This window comes from Pseudolysinimonas kribbensis, assembly GCF_039531715.1.
Lineage (GTDB): Bacteria > Actinomycetota > Actinomycetes > Actinomycetales > Microbacteriaceae > Pseudolysinimonas > Pseudolysinimonas kribbensis.
Genome location: NZ_BAAAQO010000002.1, coordinates 390,699 through 414,185 on the forward strand (window position 1 = coordinate 390,699; position 23,487 = coordinate 414,185).

Consider the following 23,487-nt stretch of genomic DNA (forward strand, 5'->3'; position numbering starts at 1 on the left):
TCGTTTTCAGGAGCCTGCGTGACGGACTGGAAGGCGAGCCTCGGGACCTTCGGCGTCTGGGAGAGCGGGCGCACCTTCGACCCCGCGATCGCGCCCGAGCTGGAACGGCTGGGGTATCCGGCGCTGTGGCTCGGCAGCCAACCCGGCGACCTCGAGGTCGTGGAGCAGATCCTCGACGCCACGACGCGGCTGGTCGTCGCGACCGGCATCGTCTCGATTCTCACCACGCAGCCGCGGACGCTCGCCGAGTCGTATCAGCGGGTCGTCGAGGCGCATCCCGGTCGGCTCCTTCTCGGGATCGGGGTGGGGCATCCGGAGCGGGTCCCCGCGACGCAGTGGCGGCCGTACACGGCGTTGAACGAATTCCTCGACGGGCTGGATGCCGGCGGCGTGCCGGTCGGTGAGCGCGCCCTCGCCGCGCTGGGGCCACGGGTGCTGCGCCTCAGCGCCGAGCGGTCGGCCGGTGCCCACCCCTACCTCGTGACGCCGGAGCACACGCGCGAGGCGCGCGGCATCCTGGGCGCCGGGCCACTGCTCGCCCCTGAGCAGCGGGTCGTGCTGCGCACCGACCCCGCCGAGGCGCGCGCGATCGGCCGGCCCTCGGTCGTGTCGCCCTACCTCGGGCTGCGCAACTACCGCGAGAGCCTGCAGCGCCTCGGCTACACCGACGACGACCTGGCCGGCGAGGGCAGCGATCGGCTCATCGACGATCTCGTGGTGTCGGGCGACCCGGCGTCGATCGTGGCGGGACTGCGACGGCACCTGGATGCCGGGGCCGATCACGTCGCCGTGCACGTGATCCCGGGGCCGGGCGACGATCCCGTCGAGAGCTACGCGGCGATCGCGCAGGCCGCCGGGCTGCGCTGAGGCCGTCGCCGTCGTCCGGACGCGGTCGTCGCTCTATGCTCCGGCGCGCGGGAGCGAGATGCGGAAGACCGCGCCGCCCGGCGTGGAGTGCGCCGTGATCGTGCCCCCGAGGCGCTCGACGAGACGCGCCGCGATCGAGAGGCCGAGGCCCGTGCCGACGGGGCGGACGTCGCGGTACCGGTCGCGGAGCCGCCCGCGCTCGAAGGCCTGCGCGGCGTCGTCGGGCGTGAGCCCCGGGCCGCCGTCGGCGACCTCGACGATCGCCGCGCCGTCCTCGGCGCGACCGGCGCGCACGACGATGCGCGACCCGGCCGGACTCACCCGCAACGCGTTCTCGAGCAGGCCGTCGACGACCTGGCGCACCCGCGCGGCGTCGGTGCGGGCGACGACGGGGCCGACCGCATCCACCTCGATCTCGACACCGCCGACGCTCGCCGTCGCCAGCCAGGCGACCTCGGCCTCGCGCAGCACGGCGCCGAGCTCCACGTCGGCCTCCTGCAGCGGGAAGTCGTCGGCCTCGAGCCGCGCGAGGGCGAGCAGGTCGTCGGTGAAGGCGGTGAGCCGGGTCGACTCGGCCTCGAGCGTGCGACCCACCTCGGGCAGCTGCTCCAGCGGCACGACACCGTCACGGAGCGCCTCCGCGTACCCCCGGATCGCCGTCAGCGGCGTGCGCAGCTCGTGGGAGATCGACAGCAGGAACTCCCGCTGCCGCCCCTCGGATCGCGCGAGCGCCCGATCCAGCGACCCCAGCGCCGCCTCGACATCGGCGACCTCGTCGATCCCGCTCGGCTCGAGCGCGACGTCGCGCTCGCCGTCGGCGAGACGCCGTGCGGCGCCGGCGAGCCGCACGAGCGGACGCGAGAGGGCCCGCGCGACGACGAGCGCCGCCACGAGCGCGACGACGATGCCGATCGCGAGGGCGATCGCGAGCCGGGTGAGGACCGCGGGGGTGAGAGTCCTGGCCGTGGACGCATCCTGAGCTCCGACCACTCCGCCGCCGCCGCCGGCGACGGGCCGTGCCTCGACGAGGTAGCTGCGACCATCGCGGCGCACCGTCGTCGACACCGGGCGACCGGCGCGCAGCTCGAGCCGGACGCGCGGCACGGCCTCGGCCGAGGCCGACCCGGCGACGGCACCCCGTGGCGTCACGAGCGCGACGAGCACGCCCTGATCGCCGAGCTGGGAGAGGCCGTCGACGACCGCCTGACGCGCCGCGGGCGTGGCGCTCGCGAGCCGCTGCACCTGCGCGGCCAGGGCATCCCGGCCCGCCGAGTTGTCGACGCCGCGCACCAGGGTCAGGGCGGCGATCGTCGTCACGACCACGGCGACCAAGGCCGCCACGAGGGTGGCGACGAGTACGCGCCGCCGGATCGGGCCCCTCACCCCGCCGCCTCGAGCGCGTAGCCGACGCCGCGCACCGTGCGGATCGGATCGGGGTCGCCGAGCTTCGCACGCAGCTGCGCGACGTGCACGTCGACCGTGCGGGTGCCGCTGTAGTCGGCGATGCCCCAGACCGCCGAGAGCAGCTGCTCGCGCGTGAACACCTGGCCGGGACGCGAGAGCAGATGCGCGAGCAGGTCGAACTCGGTGGTGGTGAGCGCGACCTCCGCGCCACCCACCCGCACCCGGCGCTCGCCCTCGTCGAGCTCGATGCGGCCGGCGCGGCGCACGGATCCGGCGGCCGGTCCCGACGAACGGCGCACCAGTGCCTTGACCCGGGCCACGAGCTCGCGGGGCGAGAACGGCTTGGTCACGTAGTCGTCGGCCCCGAGTTCCAGCCCGAGCACCCGATCGATCTCGCTGTCGTGCGCGGTGACGAACACGACGGGCACCCAGTCGCCGTCGGCGCGCAGCCGGCGCACGACCTCCGTGCCGTCGAGACCCGGCAGGCCGATGTCGACGATGACCGCGACGGGCGACAGGCGCCGGATGTCGTTCAGGCCCGCCTGCCCGTCCGCGGCGACGTGCACGCCGAACCCCGCCTGCTGCAGGTAGAGACGCTCCATCTCCGCGATCGCGCGCTCGTCCTCGAGCACGACGACGAGCCCGCGGTCGTTCACCCGCTCACCGTACCGAGCGGTGCTCCCCGCGATCGTGAACGGAAGGTTCGGGGAGCGTAAGGGGTGAGAGGGGCGCGGGGCTCAGGCGCCCTTCTCGGCCCCGTCGTCGGCGTGCGCGCCGTCGTGGTGCCGCTCCTCGACCGCCTCGTCGCGGTCGACCTCGCGGGTCGTCTCGCGATCCGAGGTGCCCTGCCCGGTCAGGCTGTTCTCGATGTCGTCCGACTGGCCGGAGTTCACCGAGTCCCAGGTCTGCGCCGAGTCCGACTGATTGCCACTTGCATTGCTCGCCATGCGCCCAGTCTGCCGTGACCGGAGGGCCGCGGGCGCCGGTGCCCCGCCGACACCCAGGCGGTCAGCGCTCGGCGTCGAGCCAGACGGACGGTTCGGGGAGCAACGCGGCGGCGCGCTCCCAGAACTCGTCGGGGATCGGCGCGGCGATCGCGGTGAGCATCGCGTCGAAGCGCGCGGGATTCGTGGAACCGACCAGCGTCGCGTCGATGCGGGGGTCGCGCAGTGACGCGACGACGGCGGCGGTCGGAAGGTCGACTCCCGATTCGTCGGCGAGGTCATGCAGCCGCTGGGCGGCCTCGCGGACCTCGGGGCGGGCCGGACGGTAGCCGTATCGCTCCCCGCCCCGGGACTCCAGCATCCCGCTACCGAGGATCCCGGCGTTCATGACGCCGATCCCCGCCTCGTGCGCGCGCTGCACGAGGGCGTCGGCTCCCCGGTCGAGGAGCGTGAGGCGCGAGTGGGTGAGGACGACCTCGAAGACGCCCAGGTCGAGCAGGCGCTCGATGGTCGGGGTGTGCCCCGCGCCGATGCCGAGGTGCTCGATGACGCCCTCGTCGCGCAGGGCGACCAGCGCCTCGATCGCGCCCCCCGGAAGGTCGAATCCGGCCTCGGGATGGTACTCGGGGTCGTGCAGGTGCACGAGCGGGAAGGTCTCCAGACCCAGGCGGTCCTGACTCTCGTGGATCGAGTCGCGGATGCGCGCACCCGAGTAGTCGCCGCCGCGCGCGTCGACCTTGGTCGCGATGAGGTAACCGTCGGGCAGCCCGCCGTGCTGGGCGATCCCGGCGCCGATGCGCTTTTCGCTCGCGCCGTCCGAGTAGCCGTTGGAGGTGTCGATGACCCGGATCGGGCTGTCGAGCAGGTGGCGCACGAGGCCGATGGCCTGCCTCGCGTCCGGCATCCCGCCGAGCGGTCCCCCGCCCGCCCCGATCGCCGACACGGTCAACCCGGTCGTGCCGAGCGGGCGCAGCCACTCGGGCGATCCGGGAACGGGCACGGCAGCGGTCATGATGCCCAGACTAGGCATCGGGCTCGGGTCAGGCGCCCGCCGGCACGTGGGGGCTGTACGGAACGCGCAGGGTGTCGGCGAAGCGCTCGAACAGTGCCGGGTCGCCCTCGAGCCGGACGACGCCCGTACTGACGGCCGTCTGCGCATCCAGCTCCCCGGCCAGCACGTCACGGATCTGCGGCCCGGCGACGATGATGAGGTCCGGGTTCTCGGCGGCGCCCGGGCCGACCGTGATGACGCCCGCGCGCATCACGAGGTGCGCGACGATCTCGCCGACCTGCACGGTGTAGGTCGTGTTCCAGCTCTTCGGCACGACCCCGTCGCCGGCCGCCACCTTCAATGCGGAGACGATGGATGCCGTGGTGACGATCTCGCCCTCGCGCGGCGTGCGCATGCCGCCGGCGCCCCAGCGCGAGAGCGCGTCGAGCGCCGGACCGAGCTCCTCCCCCCGCGGAGTGAGGCCGTAGACCACCGATCGATCGCCGCCGGCGGGCGCGGCACGCATGACGAGGCCCGCCTCCTCGAGCTCCTTCAGCCGCGAGGCGAGCGTGTTGGTCGGGATGCCGGGCAATCCCCCGACGAGGTCGGAGTATCGGCGGGGTCCCACGCTCAGGTCGCGCAGGATCAGCAGGGTCCAGCGCTGACCGACGATCTCGGCCGCGCGGGCGAGCCCGCAGAACTGCCCGTACTCCTGGTTCGTCATGACATCGAGGCTACCACTTGACTTCACTTAATGCAGTGTGCTTTATTTTTTGCAGCAATCGAGCTGAGGAGCCTCACATGACCGACACCTTCGCCCGCGACGAGGTCGCCCTCGCGCCCGCCTCCCCTTCCGCCGTCACCCCCGACGCGGCGGTGGCCCGCCGCAACCGCACCGCCCTCGCGCTGCTGCTCGCCGCCGTCTTCGTGGTCTTCCTGAACGAGACGATGATGGCCGTCGCGCTGCCGCGCATCCAGGAGTCGCTGCACATCGATGCGACGAAGGGTCAGTGGCTGACGACCGCGTTCGCGCTCACGATGGCCGTCGTCATTCCGATCACCGGATGGCTGATGCAGCGCCTGAACACCCGCACGGTCTTCACCGTCGCGATGTCGAGCTTCGTGACCGGCACGATCGTCGCGGCTCTGTCACCGGTCTTCGAGATCCTGGTGGCCGGCCGCGTCATCCAGGCGGTGGGCACGGCGATCATGATGCCGCTCATGATGACCACGGTCATGACGATCGTGCCGGCACAGGAGCGCGGCCGGGTGATGGGGCGCGTCTCGATCGTCATGTCGGTCGCGCCCGCGGTCGGGCCGATCGTCTCGGGCGCGCTCATCCAGGTGCTGCCGTGGCAGGGGTTGTTCTGGGTCATGCTGCCCATCGCGCTCACGATGCTCCTCATCGGCGTGCGCCGCGTGCCGAACGTCTCGGAGACCCGCCGCGTACCCCTCGACACGGCCTCGGTGATCCTGTCGGCCCTCGCCTTCTCCGCGCTGGTCTTCGGCCTCAGCCAGATCGGTGCGGGCGCGGTCGGCGAGGCCGCGGTGCCGCCGTGGATCCCGATCGTGGCCGGCCTGCTGACCCTCGGCGCCTTCGGGTGGCGGCAGGTCGTGCTGCAGCGCACCGATTCCGCGCTGCTCGACCTGCGGACCTTCCTCTCCCGCGACTTCGCGGTCTCGGTCGCCATGATGACGGCCGCGATGGTCGCGCTGTTCGGCGCGTTCATCGTGCTGCCGCAGTTCGCGCGCTACACCCTCGGGCTCGAGCCCATCTGGGTCGGCGCCCTGCTGCTGCCGGGTGGGCTGCTGATGGGACTCGCAGGACCGACGGTGGGCCGGCTGTACGACCGCTTCGGCCCGCGTCGCCTGGTCATCCCGGGATCCATCGGCCTCGCCGTGTCGCTCTGGACGCTGGCGCTGGGGCTCGGCGAGGGCTCCTCGTGGATCGTGCTGCTGGGCGCCCACATCGTGCTGATGCTGTCGCTCGCGTTCCTGTTCACGCCGGCGTTCAGCGCCTCGCTCGGCTCGCTGCCCCCGCAGCTCTACTCGCAGGGCAGCGCCACGATCGCGACACTGCAGCAGGTGGCCGGCGCGGCCGGGACGGCGATCTTCGTCGCCCTGTACGCGACCGGGATCACGGCCACCGGCACGGCGGACCCCGACCTCCCGTCGGCCGCGGCCGCCGCCGATGGCGCGCACCTGGCGTTCCTCGCCGGCGGCATCCTGTCGTTCGCGGTCATCGCGCTTGCACTGTTCGTGCGCAGGCCCGCTGCGACGACCCACCCGGAGCACTGACGCCGGGCGCCTCCGTCAGACCGCCGCGGCGTCGGCGGCCAGGCGCAGTGCGCCGTCGACCGGGGGCGCCTCGAGCAGCTGCAGTCCGAGCGGGCGCGGGAGGACGGCGAGGCGCGCGGCGAGGGCCGCCCGCAGCCGAGGCTGCGACGAGACGACCCCGCCCGCGGCGACGACCTTCTCGCCGAGGGCGCCGCGGCGCTGCACCGACGCGATCTCGGCGACCAGGCGATCCGCGGCATCCTCGATCGTCTCCAGCGCGACGGCCGATCCGGCATCCGCCGCCGAGAAGACGACGGGTGCGGCGTCGCCCCAGCGGTCCTGCGAGGCGTCGACCGTCGTCGAGGTCGCGAGGTCGTGCACCGCCACCCCGAACGCGTCCGCGAGCAGCGGGATGATCGCGTCCTCGATGCCGTCGTCGACCAGCGGCAGCACGCGCACGAGCGCTTCGCGCACGAGACCGGGCGCGCTGCCCCAGTCGCCGAGCATCCACCCGTGGCCGCCCGCTCCGATCTGCCGCCCATCGGCATCGCGCCCCGACACGATCGAACCCGTGCCCACGACGAGGGCGATCGCCGGCTCCGGGCCGGCCGCGGGCACGATGAGCTCGCCGTCGTTCTCGACGCGCACCCGGATGCCGAGGCCGCCCGACAGCACGTCCCGCGCGAGCGCGAGCTGCTGCTCCGTGTCACCGTCGTGCAGGCCGACCGCCACGGACGTGCCCGGTCCTACGACGGCGTGGGTGGCGATCCACTCGGCGAGCCGGGGCAGGTTGCCGTCGTCGGAGAACAGCATGTCGTGTCGCCAGTCGGCCGATGGCCGGATGACGTCGCGGCGCGCGCCATCGGGTCCGATCGCCGCGAGATGCGTCTTGGTGCCGCCGACGTCGATGCCGACGAGACGATCGAGGCGGGAGACGTTGTTCACGAAGGACATTCTGTCGGCGCGCCGGAGGGGATCCGAATCCGGCCGCACCGAGCGGACCGAGAAACAGGACGATATCGTCCTATCGTGACGATTCGAGACGCGGGCAGGCGGGGAGGGATGCGCGGACTCGCGTTCGTCTCCGCCGTGATCTCCCTGGTGGCGGTGTTCGCCGGGGTGGGCTCGACGATTCCACTGTTCAACGTCTACCGGGCCGAGGACGGGTTCACCAACGCCGGCATCGCCATCGCCGTCGTCGCGTACTCCGCCGCCACCCTCGTCACGCTGCTGATTCTGGGACGCCTGTCCGGCCATCTCGGTCGACGGCCCATCGCGATCGCCAGCCTGGTGCTGCTCGTGCTGGGCTGCGGCCTGCTCTTGAACGTGCACGACATCGGCATCCTGATCGCCGCCCGGGTGCTCATGGGCTTCGGTGCCGGACTGGCCAGCAGCAGCCTGACCGCCTACATCGTCGACGCGGCACCCGCCAGGCCGACCTGGCTGGCCTCCGTCGCCTCCAGCCAGACGGTCATGCTCGGTCTCGCCATCGGCGCCATCGGGTCGGGCGCCCTGATCCAGTTCGCTCCGTGGCCGCGCGATCTCACCCTCCTCGCCGTCATCGGTCTGCTCCTCGCGTCCGTCGCGCTCATCGCACTCAGCCCGGAGACGGCCGACCCCATGCCGGGCGCCTGGCGTTCGCTGCGGCCCAGCGTCCGCGTCGCCCCCCGGGTCAGGCCCGTGCTTCCCGTCGCCGCCGCGGTCCTGCTGGCCACGTGGGCGACGGGCGCCTTCTACCAGGCGTTCGTGCCCGCGCTCGTCGAGAATCAACTCCATACCGGCAGTTCCGTCGTCCTGGGGCTGGTGTTCGCCGCGTACATGGCGCCCAGCGCACTGGGCGCTCCGCTCGGCGGTCGGTTCACGCCCGCGGGAGCGCAACGCATCGGCATGGCGGCCTTCCTCGCCGGATGGATCGGTGTGATCACGGCGATCACCAGTGGCGCGTTGCCGCTGTTCATCGGAGCGACCGTCGTCGCCGGAGCCGGTCAGGGGATCGCCATCAGTGCCGCGACGCGCGGCCTGCTGTGGGGCAGCACCGTCGTCGACCGGGCACCGATCTTCGCCGTGATCTACCTCCTCAGCTACAGCGGTGCCACGATCCCCAGCCTCATCTCCGGCCAGCTCTCCCGCACGCTGTCACTGCCGGATATCGCGCTCGGATACGGTGCGCTGGCTCTCATCGCCACGGTGTTCGTCATCATCGCGGCACGCAGTCCGGCCTGGCGCACCGGCGGTGCTGGTCTCGATTGACCGCGGCCCTAGGCTGACCCCGGACGACGACCGCTGGCGACGGGCAACGGCCCAGCGGACGAGAGCCGAAGACGGAGCGATGCGCAGACCACACGGACCCGATGCCATGCCCGGCGACGTCTCGTGACCGCCGGTTCGGTCGACCCGGCGACGCGGCCCGAGCTGTGGCGCGGCGCCGTGACCTGGGAGCGGGTCGCGGGCGGCATCCGGCCGTGGCGCCTCGATCCCGAGGATGCACCGCTCGCCTTTGCGCCCGAGCTGTTCGAACGTGCGCGCGCCGCCGCGGGGGTCCGGCTGGAGATGCGCACGGATGCCCGCCGGCTCGAACTCGAGCTCGATGTGGCGGGCGCGGAGCCCCTGCCGTTCGACCTGGTGGTGGACGGGGAGCTGCGAGCGCGCCGGAAGGTCGCGGGACCGGCATCCCTCGACTTCGACCTGCCGGGATCGGATGCCGCCGTCGCGCTCTGGCTGCCGCAGGGCGGAGAGGTCGTCGTACGACGCGCGGCCGTGCGCGACGCGGCCGCCGCAGAGCCGTCGAGAAGCGCCCCGCGGTGGGTCGCCTACGGCAGCTCGATCACGCAGTGCGTGGCCAGCCCGGGCCCCTCCGAGACCTGGCCCGCGCTCGTGGCGCGGCGGCTCGATCTCGACCTGACGTGCCTGGGCTTCAGCGCCGAATGCCATCTCGACCCGGTCGTCGCCCGCCAGATCGCGGCGCTGCCGGCAGAGCTCATCAGCCTGTGCCTGGGCATCAACGTGTACGGGCGGCTCTCCTTCTCCGCCCGCAGCTGGCGTGGCCAGGTGGCGGACTTCATCCGCCGGGTCCGGGAGGGGCATCCGGGCACCCCGCTGCTCGTGACCTCGCCGATCGGCTGCCCCGCGCGCGAGTCGACCCCGAACGCGAACGGGATGACGCTCCGCGATCTCCGCGACGGCGTCCACGAGGTGGTGCGTGATCTGGCCGGACGGGGAGACTCTGCGATCCACCTGGTCGACGGGCGCGACCTCCTCGCCGAGTCGGAGGCGCGTCACCTGTTCGACGGGCTTCACCCCGATCAGGAGGGGAATGTGCTGATCGCCTCGCGTGTCGCCGCGGCGCTGCGCGCGGCGGCGGGCGACATCGTTCCTGCCGGCTGAGCGTCGGGACCGTCCGTGGCCGACCTCGCCGGGCGGGCGGGGACGGCCAGGAGGGGCGCCAGCGCCAGATCGAGCGCGGCGATCAGCGGCCACGGGTCCTGGGCGAGCTGGCTCAGGATGCTTCCCCCGTGCAGCGCCGCCAGGACCAGCACCGCGGTCCTGTCGCCATCGATGTCGCCGGACGCGCCGGCCGTCGCGCTCGTGGCGCCGGACCGGAGCAGCCGATCCACCGTCTCGGCGATGAGCTCGCGCCATCGATCGAGGAAGTCGGCCCGGTCGGTCACCTCACCCGTCGGACGCAGCGCGAGTGCGTACGGCGACTGCGGCGCCGACAACTCGTCGACCACGCCGCGGCTCCAGCCGGCGAGCGTGGGTCCGTCGGTGACGGCGGCCAGGCCCGCGCGCTCGCGCGCCAGGACCTGCGCGAAATGATCTTTCAACCCATCACCCTGCCAGCCGCCTTCATCACGGTCATTCTGCCCCGCGCTGGACGAATTCGTCCAGTTTGAGCGCCGCCGGTGGCGTGCGAAATCCTCGGAACAGTTGATACGGTCTGCCTGAACCCATGGCATACAACTCCGCCGAAACCCGTAGGCGCCTGCTCGAAGCGGCCATCGAGGAGTTCAGCGCGCATGGGATCGCCGGCGCACGTGTCGAGACGATCGCTCGCCGGGCACGCGCGAACAAGCAGGCGATCTACCAGTACTTCGGCAGCAAGGAGCGGCTCTTCCTCGCGGCGTTCGAGGACCGGATGCTCGCCCTCCAGCAGACCATCCATTTCGACGAGTCGGACCTGGCGGAATACGCCGGGCGGGTGTTCGACGCGTACGCCGATTCACCCCAGACCTGGCGGATCACTTTCTGGGCGCAGCTCGAGCGGGGCCTGAACCATCTGCACATCCCGGCCCTGGACGCCGCCTCCCAGGAACACGCCGCGCGCATCCTGCAGGCCCAGCAGGTGGGCAGGATCACCCGCCGGTACACGCCGGAGACGATCCTCGCGTTGAGCCGCAGCCTGGCCCTCACCTGGCAGGTGCACCCCGCAGAGCGCGACGCGATCACGGCGCAGGAACGCGGGAAGCGTCGCGAGGTGGTCGTCGCCTCGATGCGGGCGCTGCTCGACGACGACGCCCACGACTGAAGCGGGTGGCCGTCGGCGCGGACCCGCCTTGACATCCACGCTCCCGGGTCGCTTGGCTTGATCTCGAAATCATCCATCCGGATGTTTTCGTATCGGCACGACGAAGGACGGGATCGATGAGCGACGAGAAGATGGAACCGGCGGCGGAGATGCCCCGGATGGGCGACGGAATGACGCCGCACATGGACGGCTCGGAGCACGCCATGGGCGAGCACACCATGGAGGAACACGCCATGGGCGAGCACGGCATGGACGAGCACGCCATGGGCACTGACGACATGGCGATGGGCGGCAAGGCCGAGAAGCCGGACGCCGAGGAACTGCCCGACTGACCCGCCGGGTCTGCGGCGACCGGCGCGCGAGCGCGCTCGACCCGGTCGCCGCGGGTGGCGACTACCGCTCGAGCTCGATGGCCGTCATACCCCGCAGGCTGAGCCAGGTTCTGCCGTCTCCGCGCACGACCGTGGCGAGCACCTCGTGGCAGGCCCGGCATCGCGCCACCCAGCCGGCCGCGTCCGGATAGACGAGAGCCATGGCGAGTGCGGCGACGTCGCCGCAGTTCGCGCACCGCGACCTGGCCGTGGTGGGCTCCACCGTGAGCAGTTCGCTGAGCACGCCCGACATCGCATTGCCGTCGATGTGGGTCATCTTCATCCTCCGTACCGCTCGGCGCGCAGGCGCTTCGGGTCGTGCCCGAGCTCGAGCGCCCAATTCAGGACCCCCTCGACGAAGGGGGTCGCACCGCAGACGTAGACCGTCGGTTCCTGCTCGGCGGGGGTCAGCGCCGCAGCGAACCGCTCCCGCGTGATCCGTCCGGCCGGCGTGGTCGAGCCGGGAGGCGCCTCGCGCGTGTAGACGTACTCGGTGCTCAGCAGGCCGGCGGATTCCGCCGCGGCCAGCTCCTCGCGGAAGAAGACGTCGGCCGGGCTGCGGATCGAGTACAGCATCCGGAACGGCGCGGCGTCGCCCGCCTGCACGTGGGTGCGGATGATCGACACCATCGGCACGACGCCCGAGCCGCCGGCGATGAGCTGGACGGGCCGCACCGGTTCGGCGGACGCCGAGGGCTGCCAGACGAACCACCCGCCGAGGGGGCCGTGCACCTCCACCTCATCACCCACCGCCAGGACGTCGTTCAGGTACGGCGACACCTCCCCGTCCGGGAGGCGATCGACGGCGAGCTGGATGACGCCGCCCTCGCCGGCGGACGCCAGCGAGTACGACCGGCTGGCCTGATAGCCGTCATCGGCCGTGAGTCGCACGTCGACATGCTGGCCACCTAGGCTGCCGGGCCATCCGGGCACGTCGAGGGTGATCCGGCGAGAACGGGGCGTCTCCTGCTGCACGCCGACGACGGTGCCGACCCGCCAGGCGACGCGCCGCTCGGTCGCCGGGCTGGAGGTGAGGCTCACCAGTACCGCTCTTCCTTCCACGGGTCGCCGTGGATGCTGTACCCGTTGCTCTCCCAGAACCCGGGCTGCTCGCGCTCCATCATCCGCAGACCCCGCACCCACTTGGCGCTCTTCCAGAAGTACAGGTGCGGCACCAGAAGCCGGGCCGGGCCGCCGTGCTCGGCGGTCAGCGGCCGGCCGTCGGCTTCGAACGCGATCCACGCCCGCCCGTCCAGGAGCTCGTCGAGCGGGATGTTGGTCGTGTAGCCGCCGTAGCTGTGGGCCATCACGTAGTCGGATGACGTCGTGACCTGCGCGAAGATCTTGTCGAGCGAGACGCCGCGCCAGTTCATTCCGAGCCGAGACCAGTGCGTGACGCAGTGGATGTCGATCTCGATGTCGTCGACCCCGAGCGCGTGCATCTCGTCCCAGCTCCATCGGGACGTCTGCCCCTTCTCGGTCTCGACGCTGAACTCCCACTCGTCCGGCTGCACCGGGGGTGTGGGGCCGGCCGTCAGCACGGGCCAACCGGACACGAGCGTCTGGCCGGGGGGAAGCCGCGAGTCGGCGCCGCCGCGCGGGCGGCCCGCGAATCCTCGATTGACCGGAGCCATGAACGATCCTTCCGGTGTCGGTCCGGCTGTTTCAACCAGACGGGTGAATTCGAGGCTACCGGGCGCGACCGCACGGCTCAACCGCGCGCGCAGGGGTGGCGACCGCGACGTCGCGACCGCTCATCCGCCGGCCGTCACGCCCTCGGGCGCGTCGGCCGGACCTGATCCGATGGCGATGGCCGGCCCCGCCTCGGGGTGGTGCAGGTCGAACGCCGGCGACTCGGACCGGATCCGCGGGATCGAGGTGAAGTTGTGCCGCGGCGGCGGGCACGACGTCGCCCACTCCAGCGAACGCGCATTGCCCCACGGGTCGTCCACGTTGACCTTCGGCGCCCGGCGGGCGGTGATCCACACGTTCAGCAGGAACGGCAGCATGGAGATGCCGAGGATCACGGCCCCGACCGTGGAGATCTGGTTCAACCAGGTGAAGCCGTCGCTGGGGAGGTACGAGGCATACCGGCGCGGCATGCCGAGCACGCCGAGCCAGTGCTGGATGAGGAACGTGGTGTGGAAGCCGATGAACAGCAGCCAGAAGTGGATCTTGCCCAGGCGCTCGTTCAGCATCTTGCCGGTCCACTTGGGCCACCAGAAGTAGAAGCCCGAGAACATCGCGAACACCACCGTGCCGAACACCACGTAGTGGATGTGCGCGACGACGAAGTACGAGTCGGACAGGTGGAAATCCAGCGGCGGCGAGGCCTGGATGACGCCCGTGAGCCCACCGAAGGTGAAGGTGATGAGGAAGCCGATCGCCCAGATCATGGGCGTCTCGAACGTGACGGAGCCGCGCCACATCGTGCCGATCCAGTTGAAGATCTTCACGCCCGTCGGCACCGCGATCAGCATCGTCATGAGCGAGAAGAACGGCAGCAGCACCGACCCCGTGACGTACATGTGGTGCGCCCACACCGTGACCGAGAGGGCGACGATCGCGATGGTGGCGTAGACGAGTGTCTTGTACCCGAAGATCGGCTTGCGGCTGAAGACCGGGAACACCTCGCTGACGATGCCGAAGAACGGGACGGCGATGATGTAGACCTCGGGATGCCCGAAGAACCAGAACAGGTGCTGCCACATGATCGCTCCCCCGTTGGCGGCGTTGAAGATGTGGGCGCCGAAGACCCGGTCGGCGCCGAGCGCCAGGAGCGCTGCGGCCAGAACCGGGAAGGCGACGAGGACGAGGATCGACGTCACGAGCACGTTCCAGCTCATGATCGGCATCCGGAACATGGTCATGCCCGGCGCCCGCATCGTGATGATCGTCGTGATGAAGTTCACCGCACCGAGGATCGTGCCGAAACCGCTCATCGCCAGGCCGAAGACCCACAGGTTGCCGCCGAGACCCGGCGTGAAGGTCGTCTCGTTGAGGGGGGCGTACGCCGTCCAGCCGAAATCGGCGGCGCCCTGCGGCGTGAAGAAGCCGGCGACGACCAGCAGCGAGCCGAAGAAGTAGAGCCAGTAGGCCAGCGCGTTCAGCCGCGGGAACGCGACATCCGGGGCGCCGATCTGCAGCGGCATGATCGCGTTCGCGAAGCCCGCGAACAGCGGCGTCGCGAACATCAGCAGCATGATCGTGCCGTGCATCGTGAAGAGCTGGTTGTACTGCTCGTTCGACTGCACGACATCCAGGCCCGGCGTGAACAGCTCCGTGCGGATGACCAGCGCAAGCACCCCGCCGACGCAGAAGTACAGGAACGACGTGACGAGATAGAGATTGCCGATCGTCTTGTGATCGGTCGTCGTCAGCCAGGACAGCAACCGCCCGCGCGACGGCTGCGCGCTCGCGTCGGGGCCCGGCTCCGGCGCGAGCGCCCGCGACGGAGCCGGTGCCGACGTGATCCGGGTCGTCATCGGAACCGCCGGGTCGGTTCAGTCCCCGGCGCTCTCGACCAGGTCGCCGTTCAGCCCGGCGGGGTAGAAGCCCCCCTGGGTGGCGCGCTCCGGCGTCAGATAGACGATGTTGAGGATGTGCTGGGGCGTGCGCCCGAAGGCGCCACCGTTGCCGTCGGTGGGGATGAGGTTGAGCGTGTCGGCGTCGCCGATGCTCTGGTCGTCGTCGCCGACGTGGTCGACCGCGTTGCGCACGTCCGAGATTTTCTGCACGGCGCCGAAGACCGCCTCGTCGATGACGCCCTGGTTGTAGAGCGAGAGCCGGACGATGCCCGCGTGGTACGCCTCCGTGGCGAGGAGACCGGCCGCCGCATCGAGATAGGTCTTGTTCGCGATGAACGGGGCGGCGCCCTTGAAGGCCGTCACGCCGACATCCTCGAACAGGTAGGCCGCGAACAGGAAGTTGAGCTCGTTCTCGTATGGATCGAAGGTGTCGGCTTCGCCGATCAGGCCGGCCGCGCGCGCCGCGGCCGTGAAGCTCTGGTCGAGCGAGATCGCCGGACGCGACACCGCGGCACTCCCGAGAGCGCCGCGCAGGAAGGTGACGTGCTGCTTCTCGTCGGAGGCGATCTCCTGGGCGAACTTGCGCACGACCGGGTTCTGGAACGGCACCGGCTTGCCGCCCGACACCTCGCCGCGTGTGCCGGTGCCCGTCGTGAGCTCGTCCGGCAGGGCGCTGCCCGTGGCGCGCAGATAGAACTCGGCCTCGAGGTACTCCAGGTTCAGCGCGAAGTTCAGGATCGACGCGTCGCTGGGCGCCTCGCTCGGACTCGGGGCCGGTCCGCCGCCGGCGGCGTCGACCATCTCCCCGAGCCTCTGCGTGTCCTGCGCGGTCTCGCCACTGCGATGCACCGCGTTCGAGATGAAGTCGTTCCCAGCCATGAGCTTCTCCGATCAGCGTCCAACCAGACGGATGTTTTCATCCACCTTCGCCGCGGTTCATCGCGGTGTCAAACGACCCCGGCGCGTCTCGCTCAGCGTCACCGAGACGCAGCGCCGCCCTGCCGTGCGCTGGCGGCATCCCGAGCGGCCGCGACCCCCGCCTCGAGAGACGCGACGTCGTACGCGCCGTAATGCCGGCGGCCGTCGATGAAGAACGTCGGGGTCCCGGGGACGCCGCTCACGTCCGCCGACTCGACGTCGGCGGCGATCCGTGCGGCATATCGATGCCGGGTGAGGTCGCGGTCGAACTGGTCGAGATCCAGCTCGAGCTGCTCGGCGTAGCGCCGGATGTCGTCGGGCTCCAGTGCGCTCTGGTGCTGCAGCAGGAGGTCGTGCATCGGCCAGAACCGGCCCTGCGCGCCGGCCGCCTCCGCCGCCTGCGCCGCGAGCTGCGCGTGCGGATGCACGTCCGGCAGAGGCAGGTGCCGCCACACGAAGCGCACACTCACGTCGGTCAGCAGCCGGCGGACATGGGTTTCGGCCCGGCCGCAGTACGGGCATTCGAAATCGCCGTATTCGACCACGGTCACCAACGCGTCGTCGGGCCCTCGGATGTGGTCGCGATCCGGATCGACATCCGGCGAGAGGTCGGTCAGCCCGCGCACCGTGCCGAGGAGCGCCTGGGCGCGCCGCTGCGGCGGCAGTGCCGCGGTGATCCGGAACAGGGCCCACGTCAGCACGGCCGACACGGCGGCGGCGGTCAGGATCCCCAGCTTGGCCTGGGCGAGCTCCGTCCCCCGGAACGCCAGCGACGCCACGAGCACGGCGACCGTGAAGCCGACTCCCGCGATGAGCCCGCTGCCGGCGACCGCCGCCCAACCGACCGGCGGGCGGAGCCGACCGCGCGTGACCGCCGCGATGAGCCGGGAGATCCCGAACACGGCGACCGGTTTGCCCACGACGTAGCCGAGGACGATGCCGATCGTGATCGGCGAGGTGTACGCGGTGGCGAGGAAGGCGGGAGCGATCGGGATGCCGGCGTTGGCCAGGGCGAACAACGGCACGATGACGAACGACGCGACGGGCAGGTACAGCGTCTGGAGACGCTCGTTCGGCGAGATCGTGTTGAGGAGGCCGGCGCCCGCGCTGCGCGCGAGCTGCGAGGTCGGCTGCTCGCGGAAGCGACGCACCAGCCGCGTCGCCGTCTCGAGGCTGTCGGGGCCCGGTGAGTACGCCGGTCCGGTCAGTCCGATGGCGAGCCCGGCGACCACCGGATCCACGCCGCCGTAGTAGAGGCCGCCCCAGCAGACCACCCCGACCACCACGTACGCCAGCGCCGGCCAGTTCGGCCCGAGTCGCACCATGATCGGGATGACGGCCCAGGCGAGCACCGCGACCACGAGCGGGATCCAGTGGATGTCGTGGCTGTACACGACCGCGATCACGACGAGCGCGACGAGGTCGTCGACGATGAAGACGGTGACGACGAATCCGCGCAGCCTCTCCGGCAGCCGCGTGCCCAGGATGGCGAGCAACCCGAGGGCGAGGGCGGTGTCCGTCGACATCGCCACGCCCCAGCCGTGGGCGGCCGGCCCCCCCGCGTTGGCGACGAGGAAGATCGCGACCGGAAGGGCCATGCCGGCGATGCCGGCCGCGAGCGGCATCAGCAGCTGACGTCGATCGCGCAGCTCACCGAGGTCGAACTCGCGGCGCGCCTCGAGCCCGACGACGAGGAAGAAGAACGTCATCAGGCCCTCGCTGATCCAGTCGCGCAGCGGCATGCCGAGCCGGACGTCGCCGACCTGCACCGACAGCGGGAGGCGCCAGACTCCGCTGTACGACCCGAGGTCGACGCTCGCCCAGACCACGGCGGCGACGATTGCGGCCAGCAGGATGCCGGAGCTGGCGGATTCGGCGCGCAGGAACCGGCCGAGCTGCGAGGCGATGCTCCGCGCCCAGATGGTGTGCTGCACCGCTGCAGGGTCCGGGGCGACCGCGTCGCCGGGATCGCCCGCGATCGCGCGCCGCTCGTGTTCTGAGGTCATGGTCCCTGTCGCCGGCCGCCGAGTGTCCTGCTGCCACCGCCGTGCGCGTGCTTTCGGGGGGCGCTGCCGATGGTACGTCGCCGGCTCGCCGAAAAGGGGGCAAGCTGGATGTACTGGACTCGATAGTCCTGTCGCGGAGGAGGACCACATGTCGATCACGGCGGAGCAGACCGAGCGAGAGCAGACCAACGCCGAACTGGTCGCGGCTCTTCGCGACGCGGGTGATGATCCGGACGCCTCGGCGTGGGAGCTCGACGTCATCAACGACAGCGAGCACGGGCGCTGGGAGGCGTACGTCAACGAGGAGGTGGTCGCCGAGTTCACCTACCGGTACGTCGGCGGCCGCGTCGTGCTGCTGAGCATGTGGGTGGACCACGGCTTCCGCAAGCGCCGGGTCGCCACCGAGTTGATCGCGCGCGTGCTCGACGAGGTGCAGGCCGCCGGCGACACGATCACCGTCATCTGCCCGGTCGTCGGCGAGTTCCTGGCGCGGCACCCCGGATACGCGGGCCTGGTGGACCCGGTGCACCCGGGCTCCGGCGCCTTCCCGCGCCCGGCCGGCGCCGCGCCGGGCGATTACGACGAGCAGCTGACGTCGTTCGAACGCGACCTCAACTGACCCCGCCTCCCCTTTTATCGACACTTCTCAGGAGACACCATGACCAACCCACCCGCTGACGTCCGCGACGGCGACGCCGTCACCGCGGAGCAGATCCCGGAGGCCGTGGCAGGCGCCTCGCTGCTGTACGAGGACGGCGCCACCCAGACCTTCGAGGCCGACGGGACGACCACGTACGTCGAGCACGGCGGCCCCACCGCCGGCAGCTGGTACGTGGATGCCGACGGCCGTTTCGGCTCTTTCTGGCCGCCGAGCTACCGCGCGAGCTACGACCTCACCTGGGTCGTCGAGCACGGCGCGGTGACCGGGCTGCGGTTCGATGACGGCCGGTCGGTCTCGGTCGGGCGCTACCAGCGCTGACGAGCCGGCCTGCGCGCGTCCGCGATCAGCGCGGCGCGACCCGCTCGGCGAGTCGCCGTAGCCGGTCGCCGATGGCCTCGGGCGCCTCGGCCGCGGCGAAGTGGCCGCCCTCGGGCAATCGCTCGAACTCGAGAAGGTTCTCGTAGAAGTCCCGCGCACAGGACTCGGGATAGTCGTGCTCGTGCCGCTGGATGTGCACGCTCGCCGGCACGGTCACCCGCGGTACCGGCGGGGCGTCGCCCTCGTCGAAGTACGGGCGGAACGAGGTGGCGATGCTCTGCGTCGTCCAGTAGATCGTCGCCTCGGTGAGGATCCGCTCGACCGAGAGACGGCGGTGCACCGCGCGCGGATCGTCGCGCGGGGTGTCGCTCCACTCGATCAGCTTCTCGGCGATCCACGCCAGGAGACCCGCGGGAGAGTCGTTGAGCGCGGTGGCGAGCGTGTCGGGGCGCGTGCCCTGCTCGTGCGCGTAGCCGGAGAAGTCGCGGCTCGACGCGGCGAGGCCCTCGAAGAAGCGGGCGGCATCCGGATCGGTGAGCGCCGCGCGCTCCTCCTGCGTGGGGAAGTGCGCGTGGGTGACCAGGATGCCGGCGGCCGCGTCGGGGCGCGAGGCGGCGATCAGATCGCTGACGTTGGCCGTCACGTCCTCGCCGTACGTCAGGAAGCGCTCGTAGCCGAGGACGTCCGACATCAGCGCGACCATCGTGCGCGCCAGCCGAGCCTCCGTCATCCGGCCGCGATAGGCGCCCGAGTAGGCGAAGCCCGGAAGGCTCGGCACGACGAACCCGAACTCCGGGACGGCCTCCACGAGCGCGAGCTGGAGCGCGAAGGTGTGCGGCCAGCCGTGCATGAGCAGCACGACGGGCGCATCGGAAGTCGGCGGCGGACGGTGCACGAAGTGCAGTCGAGCGGTGTCGATCTCCGCGGTGAACTGCGGGAAGGAGTTGAGCCACCCCTCCCGCGCCGTCCAGTCGAAACGGCGCCACGAATCCACCAGGTCGGCGAGATGATCGGCGCGGAGGGCCGACCACGGACGGTTCGGCGACTCGGGCAGCAGGCGCGTTTGCGCGAGACGTTCCCCAAGATCCTCGATCACGCCGGGGGATGTCGCGATGCGGAAGGGCTGCGGCGCTGCGTCCGTCATGGCGACACGATGCCAGCCGCCACCGACGCCTCACGGCGAGCGGGCCATCTCGGTGCGCCCGAAGGGATTCGAACCCCCAACCTTCTGATCCGTAGTCAGATGCTCTATCCGTTGAGCTACGGGCGCGGGTCGGCGTTGGCCAACCCGACGACTATACCAGCGGGTACCGGGCCGCTCAGCCGCGGGCGGGTGGGTACGCGGCGACGTACTGGGCGAGCACCGACTCGAAGTCGGGCTCCGGCTCGAGGCCCAGCGACGACGCGCGCGGGGTGATGACGCGCGCCGGCCAGGTGTCGACGATGGCGCGGATCGTCGGGTCCTCGACCCAGTCGATGAGGGCGACCGTCTCGGGGCCCGCCACCCGCTCCAGGGCATCGGTCATCTCGCGCGGGGTCGTCGTGAGGGCGGGCAGCGTGACGGCGGTCGTGCTGCCCCAGGTCTCGTCCGACGCCGTCGCGGCCAGCAGGATGCCGTCGAGCGTCTTGGCGGGCGACGAGATCGCGAAGGGGGTGTCGGGCGGCACGGGGCAGACCGCCCTCACGCCGGCGAGCGGCTCGCGGATGATGCTCGACATGAAGCTCGACGCGGCGGCGTTCGCCTTGCCGGGACGCACCGCCACCGTGATGAGCCGCACGCTGCGGCCCCGCACGAAGCCCTTGCGCGTGTAGTCGGCGACCAGCTGCTCGCCGATGAACTTCTGGATGCCGTAGCTGGTCTGCGGCCGCGGGAGCGTGTCGTCGTCGACCGTCTCCTGCGGTCCGATCGCGGGGTCGGCGCCGAACACCGCGAGCGAGCTCGTGAAGACGAGCACCGGCGGGGTCGGCAGCGAGCGGGCGTGCTCGAGGATGGCGCGGAATCCGTCGAGGTTGGTCCGCATCCCGAGGTCGAAGTCCGCCTCCGCCGCGCCGCTGACGACGCCGGCGAGGTGGAAGATCGCGTCGAGGTCGCCCAGGCGGTCCGCGGCATCGTCGATGTCGCCGACGAGCGCGGTCACGCGCGGGTCGTCGGCCAGATCGGCGGGCGGCGGGAACAGGTCGACGAGCAGCAGCTCGTCCACCTTGGCTGGGGCTGCTCCCCCCGCGGCGAGGCTGCCCGCCTGCAGGATCCGGCGGGCCAGGCTGACGCCCAGGAACCCCGCTCCTCCGGTGATCGCGATCCTCATCGTGCTCCGTTCCCTTCACCCAGCGCGCCGACGACGTCGACGAGCGTCTCCGCGCCGCCCACGTTGCCCGGCACGACGACCTGCACCCCGTGCCGGTCGCCCGCGCCGAGGTCCCACACCGAGATCCCCGCGGCCACCTGCCCGCGCACCCGAGCGCGGCTCGCGGCGAACGCGACGCGCGCGACCTCCGCCGACGTGATGCCGCCCTTCGAGACGACCGCGCCCACCTCGCCGACCAGCGGCGTCGTCGCGGCCATGAGCGCGCGCATGACGAGCTCGCCGTGGGCGAGCGTGTCGTCGGCGGTGCGGCGCACGCGTTCGGTGCTTACGACGACGACCGGATGCCGTGCCAGCAGCTCGCGGGCGGCCTGTGCTGCGGCGGCGCCCGCGGCATCCGGGTCGGCGAACGCGTCGTCGGTCGCGATCACGACCGGGTCGTACCCGAGCGAGTCGGTCAGCCGAGCGAGCTGTGCCGACGCGGCGCCGGTGTGCGAGCCGCAGACGACGAGAACCCCGCCGGCCTCGACCCGGATCGGTCGCGACAGGTAGCCGGTGCTGAGCCGGCCGGCGCAGAGAGCCGCCAGGGTCGCGGCCGACCGCACGACGACGTGCGCGCCGTCGGCGAGCGCGCGCTGCAGCCCCGCATGCACGAGCCGGATGTCGTCGTCGGTCTGCACGTCGGGCACGACGAGCAGGCGCGGCCCCGCCGCCGCGAGCGCCTCCGCGACCGCGCCACCTGCGGTGGAGCGCAGAGCCTCGAGCGGCACGGGGATCGCGCGCCGGCCGCCGCGCTCTCGCGTCCACTCGACGAGGTCGGAGCTGCGGTATCCGAACACCGGATCGGCGGCGAACTCCGTCTCACCCACCGGGGTGTCGACGCCGTCGATCACGACCCGGTGCACCGAGCCGATCGTCGTCCGGCCGCCCTGCGGGAACGCCGGAACGAAGAGGACGCGGCCGTCGTCGCCGGCGAACACGTCCGCCTCGGCGAACACGTGCCCGCGCAGGGTCGAGTCGCCGCGCAGCAGGACGAGGATCTCCCGGCCGAGCCGGCGCGACACCTCGCCCAGCTCGCCGCGGATCCGCTCGGCGAGCGCCGTCGCCGCGGCCTCGTCGATCGCGCGCGAGTTCGTCTGCAGGTAGACCGACCCCTCCGACGCGAGCACCTCGGCGATCGCGTCGACGTCCCAGCGCAGCAGCACCGTGACATCCGTCGCCGACTGGGTGCCGGTCGGGTCGTCGTCGAGGACGACGGTGAGCGACGGTCCGGTCACGACACCTCGCCGTTGCGCGCGCCGCGCCACATGTCGACGTCGACCGCGCCATCCACGAGCTCGTCGATGCGGGCCAGCTCGTCGGCCGCGAAGTCGAGCCGGGCGAGCGCGCCGACGTTCTGATCGAGCTGCTCGGGCGATGAGGCGCCGATGACGAGCGAGGTGACGCGCTCGTCGCGCAGCGCCCACGCCAGCGCGAGCTGGGCCAGCGACTGGTCGCGCGCGGCGGCGATCTCGTTGAGCGCGCGCAGCCGGCGCACGATGTCGTCGGTCACCCACGCGCCGTTGAACGACGCGCGCGACGCACGCGCCTCGTGGGTGTCGCCGAGGTACTTGCTCGTGAGCAGGCCCTGGGCGAGCGCGGTGAACCCGATGACGCCGGCGCCGACCTCGGCTGTCGCGTCGAGCAGGCCCTCGGTCTCGATCCAGCGGTTGAGCAGGGAGTACGAGGGCTGGTGGATGAGCAGGGGCGTGCCGAGCTCGCGCAGCAGCTCCGCCATCTTCCGCGTGTGGTCCGCGTCGTACGAGGAGATCCCGATGTAGAGCGCCTTGCCGCTGGTGACGGCGGTCGCGAGCGCCGCCGCGGTCTCCTCGAGCGGCGTGGACGAGTCGAAGCGGTGCGAGTAGAAGATGTCGACGTAGTCGAGACCCATGCGCTGCAGCGATTGATCGAGCGACGCGAGCACGTACTTGCGCGAGCCGCCGCCCTGCCCGTACGGGCCGGGCCACATGTCCCAGCCCGCCTTGGTCGAGATGACGAGCTCATCGCGATACGGCGCGAAGTCCTCCCGCATGAGCCGGCCGAAGTTGACCTCCGCAGCGCCGTAGGGCGGTCCGTAGTTGTTCGCGAGGTCGTGGTGCGTGATGCCGAGGTCGAACGCCCGCCGGCTGATCGCGCGCTGCCGCTCGAAGGGCAGATCGTCGCCGAAGTTGTGCCAGTAACCGAGCGACAGCAGCGGCAGGTCGAGGCCGGAGCGGCCGGTGCGGCGGTAGATCATGGAGCCGTCGTAGCGGGCCGGATCGGCGATGTAGGTCATGTCACCAGCCTGGCACCGATCGAGTGCGCGCCCGATCACCCGCAGCCTCGCCGCCGAGGGG

At 71.7% G+C, this 23,487-nt stretch carries 25 protein-coding genes and 1 tRNA gene; 8 read left to right on the forward strand and 18 right to left on the reverse strand.

From position 1 onward, the window contains the following. Positions 1 to 18: 18 nt before the first annotated feature. Complete coding sequence (locus ABD285_RS02570) at positions 19 to 867, forward strand: LLM class F420-dependent oxidoreductase (protein ID WP_284253724.1); 849 nt, start codon at positions 19 to 21, stop codon at positions 865 to 867. A gap of 33 nt (positions 868 to 900) precedes the next feature. Here ABD285_RS02570 and ABD285_RS02575 read toward each other — a convergent pair whose 3' ends face one another. The 5 genes from ABD285_RS02575 to ABD285_RS02595 form a co-directional block, all read right to left on the reverse strand. Further along, complete coding sequence (locus ABD285_RS02575) at positions 901 to 2,250, reverse strand: sensor histidine kinase (RefSeq protein WP_284253725.1); 1,350 nt, start codon at positions 2,248 to 2,250, stop codon at positions 901 to 903. Further along, entirely contained in the window at positions 2,247 to 2,927 is a 681-nt protein-coding gene (locus ABD285_RS02580; RefSeq protein WP_284253726.1) for a response regulator transcription factor, read from the reverse strand. Before ABD285_RS02580 ends, ABD285_RS02575 begins: the two co-directional genes overlap by 4 nt. A gap of 81 nt (positions 2,928 to 3,008) precedes the next feature. Next, a complete protein-coding gene (locus ABD285_RS02585) occupies positions 3,009 to 3,218 on the reverse strand; it encodes a hypothetical protein (RefSeq protein ID WP_284253727.1) in 210 nt (69 codons plus the stop codon). Positions 3,219 to 3,279: 61 nt separating this feature from the next. After that, the gene (locus tag ABD285_RS02590) at positions 3,280 to 4,227 is read right to left on the reverse strand and encodes an aldo/keto reductase (RefSeq protein ID WP_344200020.1); all 948 of its coding nucleotides are present in this window, start codon (positions 4,225 to 4,227) and stop codon (positions 3,280 to 3,282) included. 28 nt (positions 4,228 to 4,255) lie between these two features. Continuing rightward, the gene (locus tag ABD285_RS02595) at positions 4,256 to 4,930 is read right to left on the reverse strand and encodes a winged helix-turn-helix transcriptional regulator (RefSeq protein ID WP_344200023.1); all 675 of its coding nucleotides are present in this window, start codon (positions 4,928 to 4,930) and stop codon (positions 4,256 to 4,258) included. Positions 4,931 to 5,007: 77 nt separating this feature from the next. On the opposite strand from ABD285_RS02595, the gene ABD285_RS02600 reads away from it, so the two are divergent. Then, a complete protein-coding gene (locus tag ABD285_RS02600) occupies positions 5,008 to 6,504 on the forward strand; it encodes a DHA2 family efflux MFS transporter permease subunit (RefSeq protein ID WP_284253730.1) in 1,497 nt (498 codons plus the stop codon). Positions 6,505 to 6,519: 15 nt separating this feature from the next. Here the strand turns inward: ABD285_RS02600 and ABD285_RS02605 are convergent, their stop codons facing one another. After that, the gene (locus ABD285_RS02605; protein WP_284253731.1) at positions 6,520 to 7,428 is read right to left on the reverse strand and encodes a BadF/BadG/BcrA/BcrD ATPase family protein; all 909 of its coding nucleotides are present in this window, start codon (positions 7,426 to 7,428) and stop codon (positions 6,520 to 6,522) included. 84 nt (positions 7,429 to 7,512) lie between these two features. On the opposite strand from ABD285_RS02605, the gene ABD285_RS02610 reads away from it, so the two are divergent. Together ABD285_RS02610 and ABD285_RS02615 are read left to right on the forward strand one after the other, a co-directional pair. After that, on the forward strand, positions 7,513 to 8,733 hold the full coding sequence (locus ABD285_RS02610) for an MFS transporter (RefSeq protein ID WP_344200028.1): 1,221 nt from the start codon (positions 7,513 to 7,515) through the stop codon (positions 8,731 to 8,733). 123 nt (positions 8,734 to 8,856) lie between these two features. After that, on the forward strand, positions 8,857 to 9,867 hold the full coding sequence (locus ABD285_RS02615) for a GDSL-type esterase/lipase family protein (protein WP_344200031.1): 1,011 nt from the start codon (positions 8,857 to 8,859) through the stop codon (positions 9,865 to 9,867). Here ABD285_RS02615 and ABD285_RS02620 read toward each other — a convergent pair. Beyond that, complete coding sequence (locus ABD285_RS02620) at positions 9,786 to 10,439, reverse strand: hypothetical protein (protein WP_344200034.1); 654 nt, start codon at positions 10,437 to 10,439, stop codon at positions 9,786 to 9,788. The genes ABD285_RS02615 and ABD285_RS02620 overlap by 82 nt on opposite strands. Between ABD285_RS02620 and ABD285_RS02625 the strand changes: the two genes are divergently transcribed. Together ABD285_RS02625 and ABD285_RS02630 are read left to right on the forward strand one after the other, a co-directional pair. Next, positions 10,433 to 11,008 carry a TetR/AcrR family transcriptional regulator gene (locus ABD285_RS02625; RefSeq protein ID WP_284253737.1) on the forward strand — a complete coding sequence of 192 codons (576 nt, stop codon included), beginning with the start codon at positions 10,433 to 10,435 and terminating at the stop codon, positions 11,006 to 11,008. The two genes, ABD285_RS02620 and ABD285_RS02625, sit on opposite strands and share 7 nt — an antisense overlap. A gap of 116 nt (positions 11,009 to 11,124) precedes the next feature. Further along, on the forward strand, positions 11,125 to 11,340 hold the full coding sequence (locus ABD285_RS02630) for a hypothetical protein (protein ID WP_284253738.1): 216 nt from the start codon (positions 11,125 to 11,127) through the stop codon (positions 11,338 to 11,340). A 61-nt stretch (positions 11,341 to 11,401) separates the two neighbouring features. Here ABD285_RS02630 and ABD285_RS02635 read toward each other — a convergent pair whose 3' ends face one another. The 6 genes from ABD285_RS02635 to ABD285_RS02660 form a co-directional block, all read right to left on the reverse strand. Then, the gene (locus tag ABD285_RS02635) at positions 11,402 to 11,656 is read right to left on the reverse strand and encodes a DUF6510 family protein (RefSeq protein ID WP_284253739.1); all 255 of its coding nucleotides are present in this window, start codon (positions 11,654 to 11,656) and stop codon (positions 11,402 to 11,404) included. A 2-nt stretch (positions 11,657 to 11,658) separates the two neighbouring features. After that, on the reverse strand, positions 11,659 to 12,420 hold the full coding sequence (locus ABD285_RS02640) for an FAD-binding oxidoreductase (RefSeq protein ID WP_344200039.1): 762 nt from the start codon (positions 12,418 to 12,420) through the stop codon (positions 11,659 to 11,661). Beyond that, positions 12,417 to 13,013 (reverse strand): molybdopterin-dependent oxidoreductase, encoded by a 597-nt coding sequence (locus ABD285_RS02645; protein ID WP_344200042.1) that lies wholly within the window; start codon positions 13,011 to 13,013, stop codon positions 12,417 to 12,419. The genes ABD285_RS02640 and ABD285_RS02645 overlap by 4 nt, the downstream gene beginning before the upstream one ends. Before the next feature lie 120 nt (positions 13,014 to 13,133). Next, positions 13,134 to 14,864: an aa3-type cytochrome oxidase subunit I gene (gene ctaD, locus ABD285_RS02650; protein WP_344200045.1), complete on the reverse strand. Its 1,731-nt coding sequence runs from the start codon at positions 14,862 to 14,864 to the stop codon at positions 13,134 to 13,136. Positions 14,865 to 14,882: 18 nt separating this feature from the next. Then, positions 14,883 to 15,785 (reverse strand): ferritin-like domain-containing protein, encoded by a 903-nt coding sequence (locus tag ABD285_RS02655; RefSeq protein ID WP_344200048.1) that lies wholly within the window; start codon positions 15,783 to 15,785, stop codon positions 14,883 to 14,885. A 98-nt stretch (positions 15,786 to 15,883) separates the two neighbouring features. Continuing rightward, entirely contained in the window at positions 15,884 to 17,830 is a 1,947-nt protein-coding gene (locus tag ABD285_RS02660; RefSeq protein ID WP_344200051.1) for a Na+/H+ antiporter NhaA, read from the reverse strand. A 148-nt stretch (positions 17,831 to 17,978) separates the two neighbouring features. Here ABD285_RS02660 and ABD285_RS02665 point away from each other — a divergent pair, with 148 nt between their 5' ends. Further along, the gene (locus tag ABD285_RS02665; protein ID WP_284253745.1) at positions 17,979 to 18,449 is read left to right on the forward strand and encodes a GNAT family N-acetyltransferase; all 471 of its coding nucleotides are present in this window, start codon (positions 17,979 to 17,981) and stop codon (positions 18,447 to 18,449) included. Positions 18,450 to 18,488: 39 nt separating this feature from the next. After that, positions 18,489 to 18,809 carry a hypothetical protein gene (locus ABD285_RS02670; RefSeq protein ID WP_284253746.1) on the forward strand — a complete coding sequence of 107 codons (321 nt, stop codon included), beginning with the start codon at positions 18,489 to 18,491 and terminating at the stop codon, positions 18,807 to 18,809. 25 nt (positions 18,810 to 18,834) lie between these two features. Here ABD285_RS02670 and ABD285_RS02675 read toward each other — a convergent pair whose 3' ends face one another. The 5 genes from ABD285_RS02675 to mgrA form a co-directional block, all read right to left on the reverse strand. Further along, positions 18,835 to 19,953: an epoxide hydrolase family protein gene (locus ABD285_RS02675; RefSeq protein ID WP_284253747.1), complete on the reverse strand. Its 1,119-nt coding sequence runs from the start codon at positions 19,951 to 19,953 to the stop codon at positions 18,835 to 18,837. 53 nt (positions 19,954 to 20,006) lie between these two features. Further along, positions 20,007 to 20,079: transfer RNA gene (locus ABD285_RS02680), tRNA-Arg, on the reverse strand. Between the two features lie 49 nt (positions 20,080 to 20,128). Beyond that, a complete protein-coding gene (gene denD / locus ABD285_RS02685) occupies positions 20,129 to 21,115 on the reverse strand; it encodes a D-erythronate dehydrogenase (protein WP_344200056.1) in 987 nt (328 codons plus the stop codon). Beyond that, the gene (locus ABD285_RS02690) at positions 21,112 to 22,389 is read right to left on the reverse strand and encodes a four-carbon acid sugar kinase family protein (RefSeq protein WP_284253750.1); all 1,278 of its coding nucleotides are present in this window, start codon (positions 22,387 to 22,389) and stop codon (positions 21,112 to 21,114) included. Before ABD285_RS02690 ends, denD begins: the two co-directional genes overlap by 4 nt. Beyond that, positions 22,386 to 23,426 (reverse strand): L-glyceraldehyde 3-phosphate reductase, encoded by a 1,041-nt coding sequence (gene mgrA / locus ABD285_RS02695; RefSeq protein ID WP_284253751.1) that lies wholly within the window; start codon positions 23,424 to 23,426, stop codon positions 22,386 to 22,388. The genes ABD285_RS02690 and mgrA overlap by 4 nt, the downstream gene beginning before the upstream one ends. Positions 23,427 to 23,487: the final 61 nt, after the last annotated feature.

What these genes read in the sequence shown, in the direction of transcription:
- denD (WP_344200056.1), bottom strand. Translation starts at nt 21,115, where the DNA reads ATGAGGATCGCGATCACCGGAGGAGCGGGGTTCCTGGGCGTCAGCCTG.
- ABD285_RS02670 (WP_284253746.1), top strand. Translation starts at nt 18,489, where the DNA reads ATGACCAACCCACCCGCTGACGTCCGCGACGGCGACGCCGTCACCGCG.
- ABD285_RS02635 (WP_284253739.1), bottom strand. Translation starts at nt 11,656, where the DNA reads ATGACCCACATCGACGGCAATGCGATGTCGGGCGTGCTCAGCGAACTG.
- ABD285_RS02585 (WP_284253727.1), bottom strand. Translation starts at nt 3,218, where the DNA reads ATGGCGAGCAATGCAAGTGGCAATCAGTCGGACTCGGCGCAGACCTGG.
- ABD285_RS02645 (WP_344200042.1), bottom strand. Translation starts at nt 13,013, where the DNA reads ATGGCTCCGGTCAATCGAGGATTCGCGGGCCGCCCGCGCGGCGGCGCC.
- ABD285_RS02595 (WP_344200023.1), bottom strand. Translation starts at nt 4,930, where the DNA reads ATGACGAACCAGGAGTACGGGCAGTTCTGCGGGCTCGCCCGCGCGGCC.
- ABD285_RS02665 (WP_284253745.1), top strand. Translation starts at nt 17,979, where the DNA reads ATGTCGATCACGGCGGAGCAGACCGAGCGAGAGCAGACCAACGCCGAA.
- ABD285_RS02630 (WP_284253738.1), top strand. Translation starts at nt 11,125, where the DNA reads ATGAGCGACGAGAAGATGGAACCGGCGGCGGAGATGCCCCGGATGGGC.
- ABD285_RS02590 (WP_344200020.1), bottom strand. Translation starts at nt 4,227, where the DNA reads ATGACCGCTGCCGTGCCCGTTCCCGGATCGCCCGAGTGGCTGCGCCCG.
- ABD285_RS02625 (WP_284253737.1), top strand. Translation starts at nt 10,433, where the DNA reads ATGGCATACAACTCCGCCGAAACCCGTAGGCGCCTGCTCGAAGCGGCC.
- ABD285_RS02655 (WP_344200048.1), bottom strand. Translation starts at nt 15,785, where the DNA reads ATGGCTGGGAACGACTTCATCTCGAACGCGGTGCATCGCAGTGGCGAG.
- ABD285_RS02620 (WP_344200034.1), bottom strand. Translation starts at nt 10,439, where the DNA reads ATGCCATGGGTTCAGGCAGACCGTATCAACTGTTCCGAGGATTTCGCA.
- ABD285_RS02675 (WP_284253747.1), bottom strand. Translation starts at nt 19,953, where the DNA reads ATGACGGACGCAGCGCCGCAGCCCTTCCGCATCGCGACATCCCCCGGC.
- ctaD (WP_344200045.1), bottom strand. Translation starts at nt 14,864, where the DNA reads ATGACGACCCGGATCACGTCGGCACCGGCTCCGTCGCGGGCGCTCGCG.
- mgrA (WP_284253751.1), bottom strand. Translation starts at nt 23,426, where the DNA reads ATGACCTACATCGCCGATCCGGCCCGCTACGACGGCTCCATGATCTAC.
- ABD285_RS02660 (WP_344200051.1), bottom strand. Translation starts at nt 17,830, where the DNA reads ATGACCTCAGAACACGAGCGGCGCGCGATCGCGGGCGATCCCGGCGAC.
- ABD285_RS02600 (WP_284253730.1), top strand. Translation starts at nt 5,008, where the DNA reads ATGACCGACACCTTCGCCCGCGACGAGGTCGCCCTCGCGCCCGCCTCC.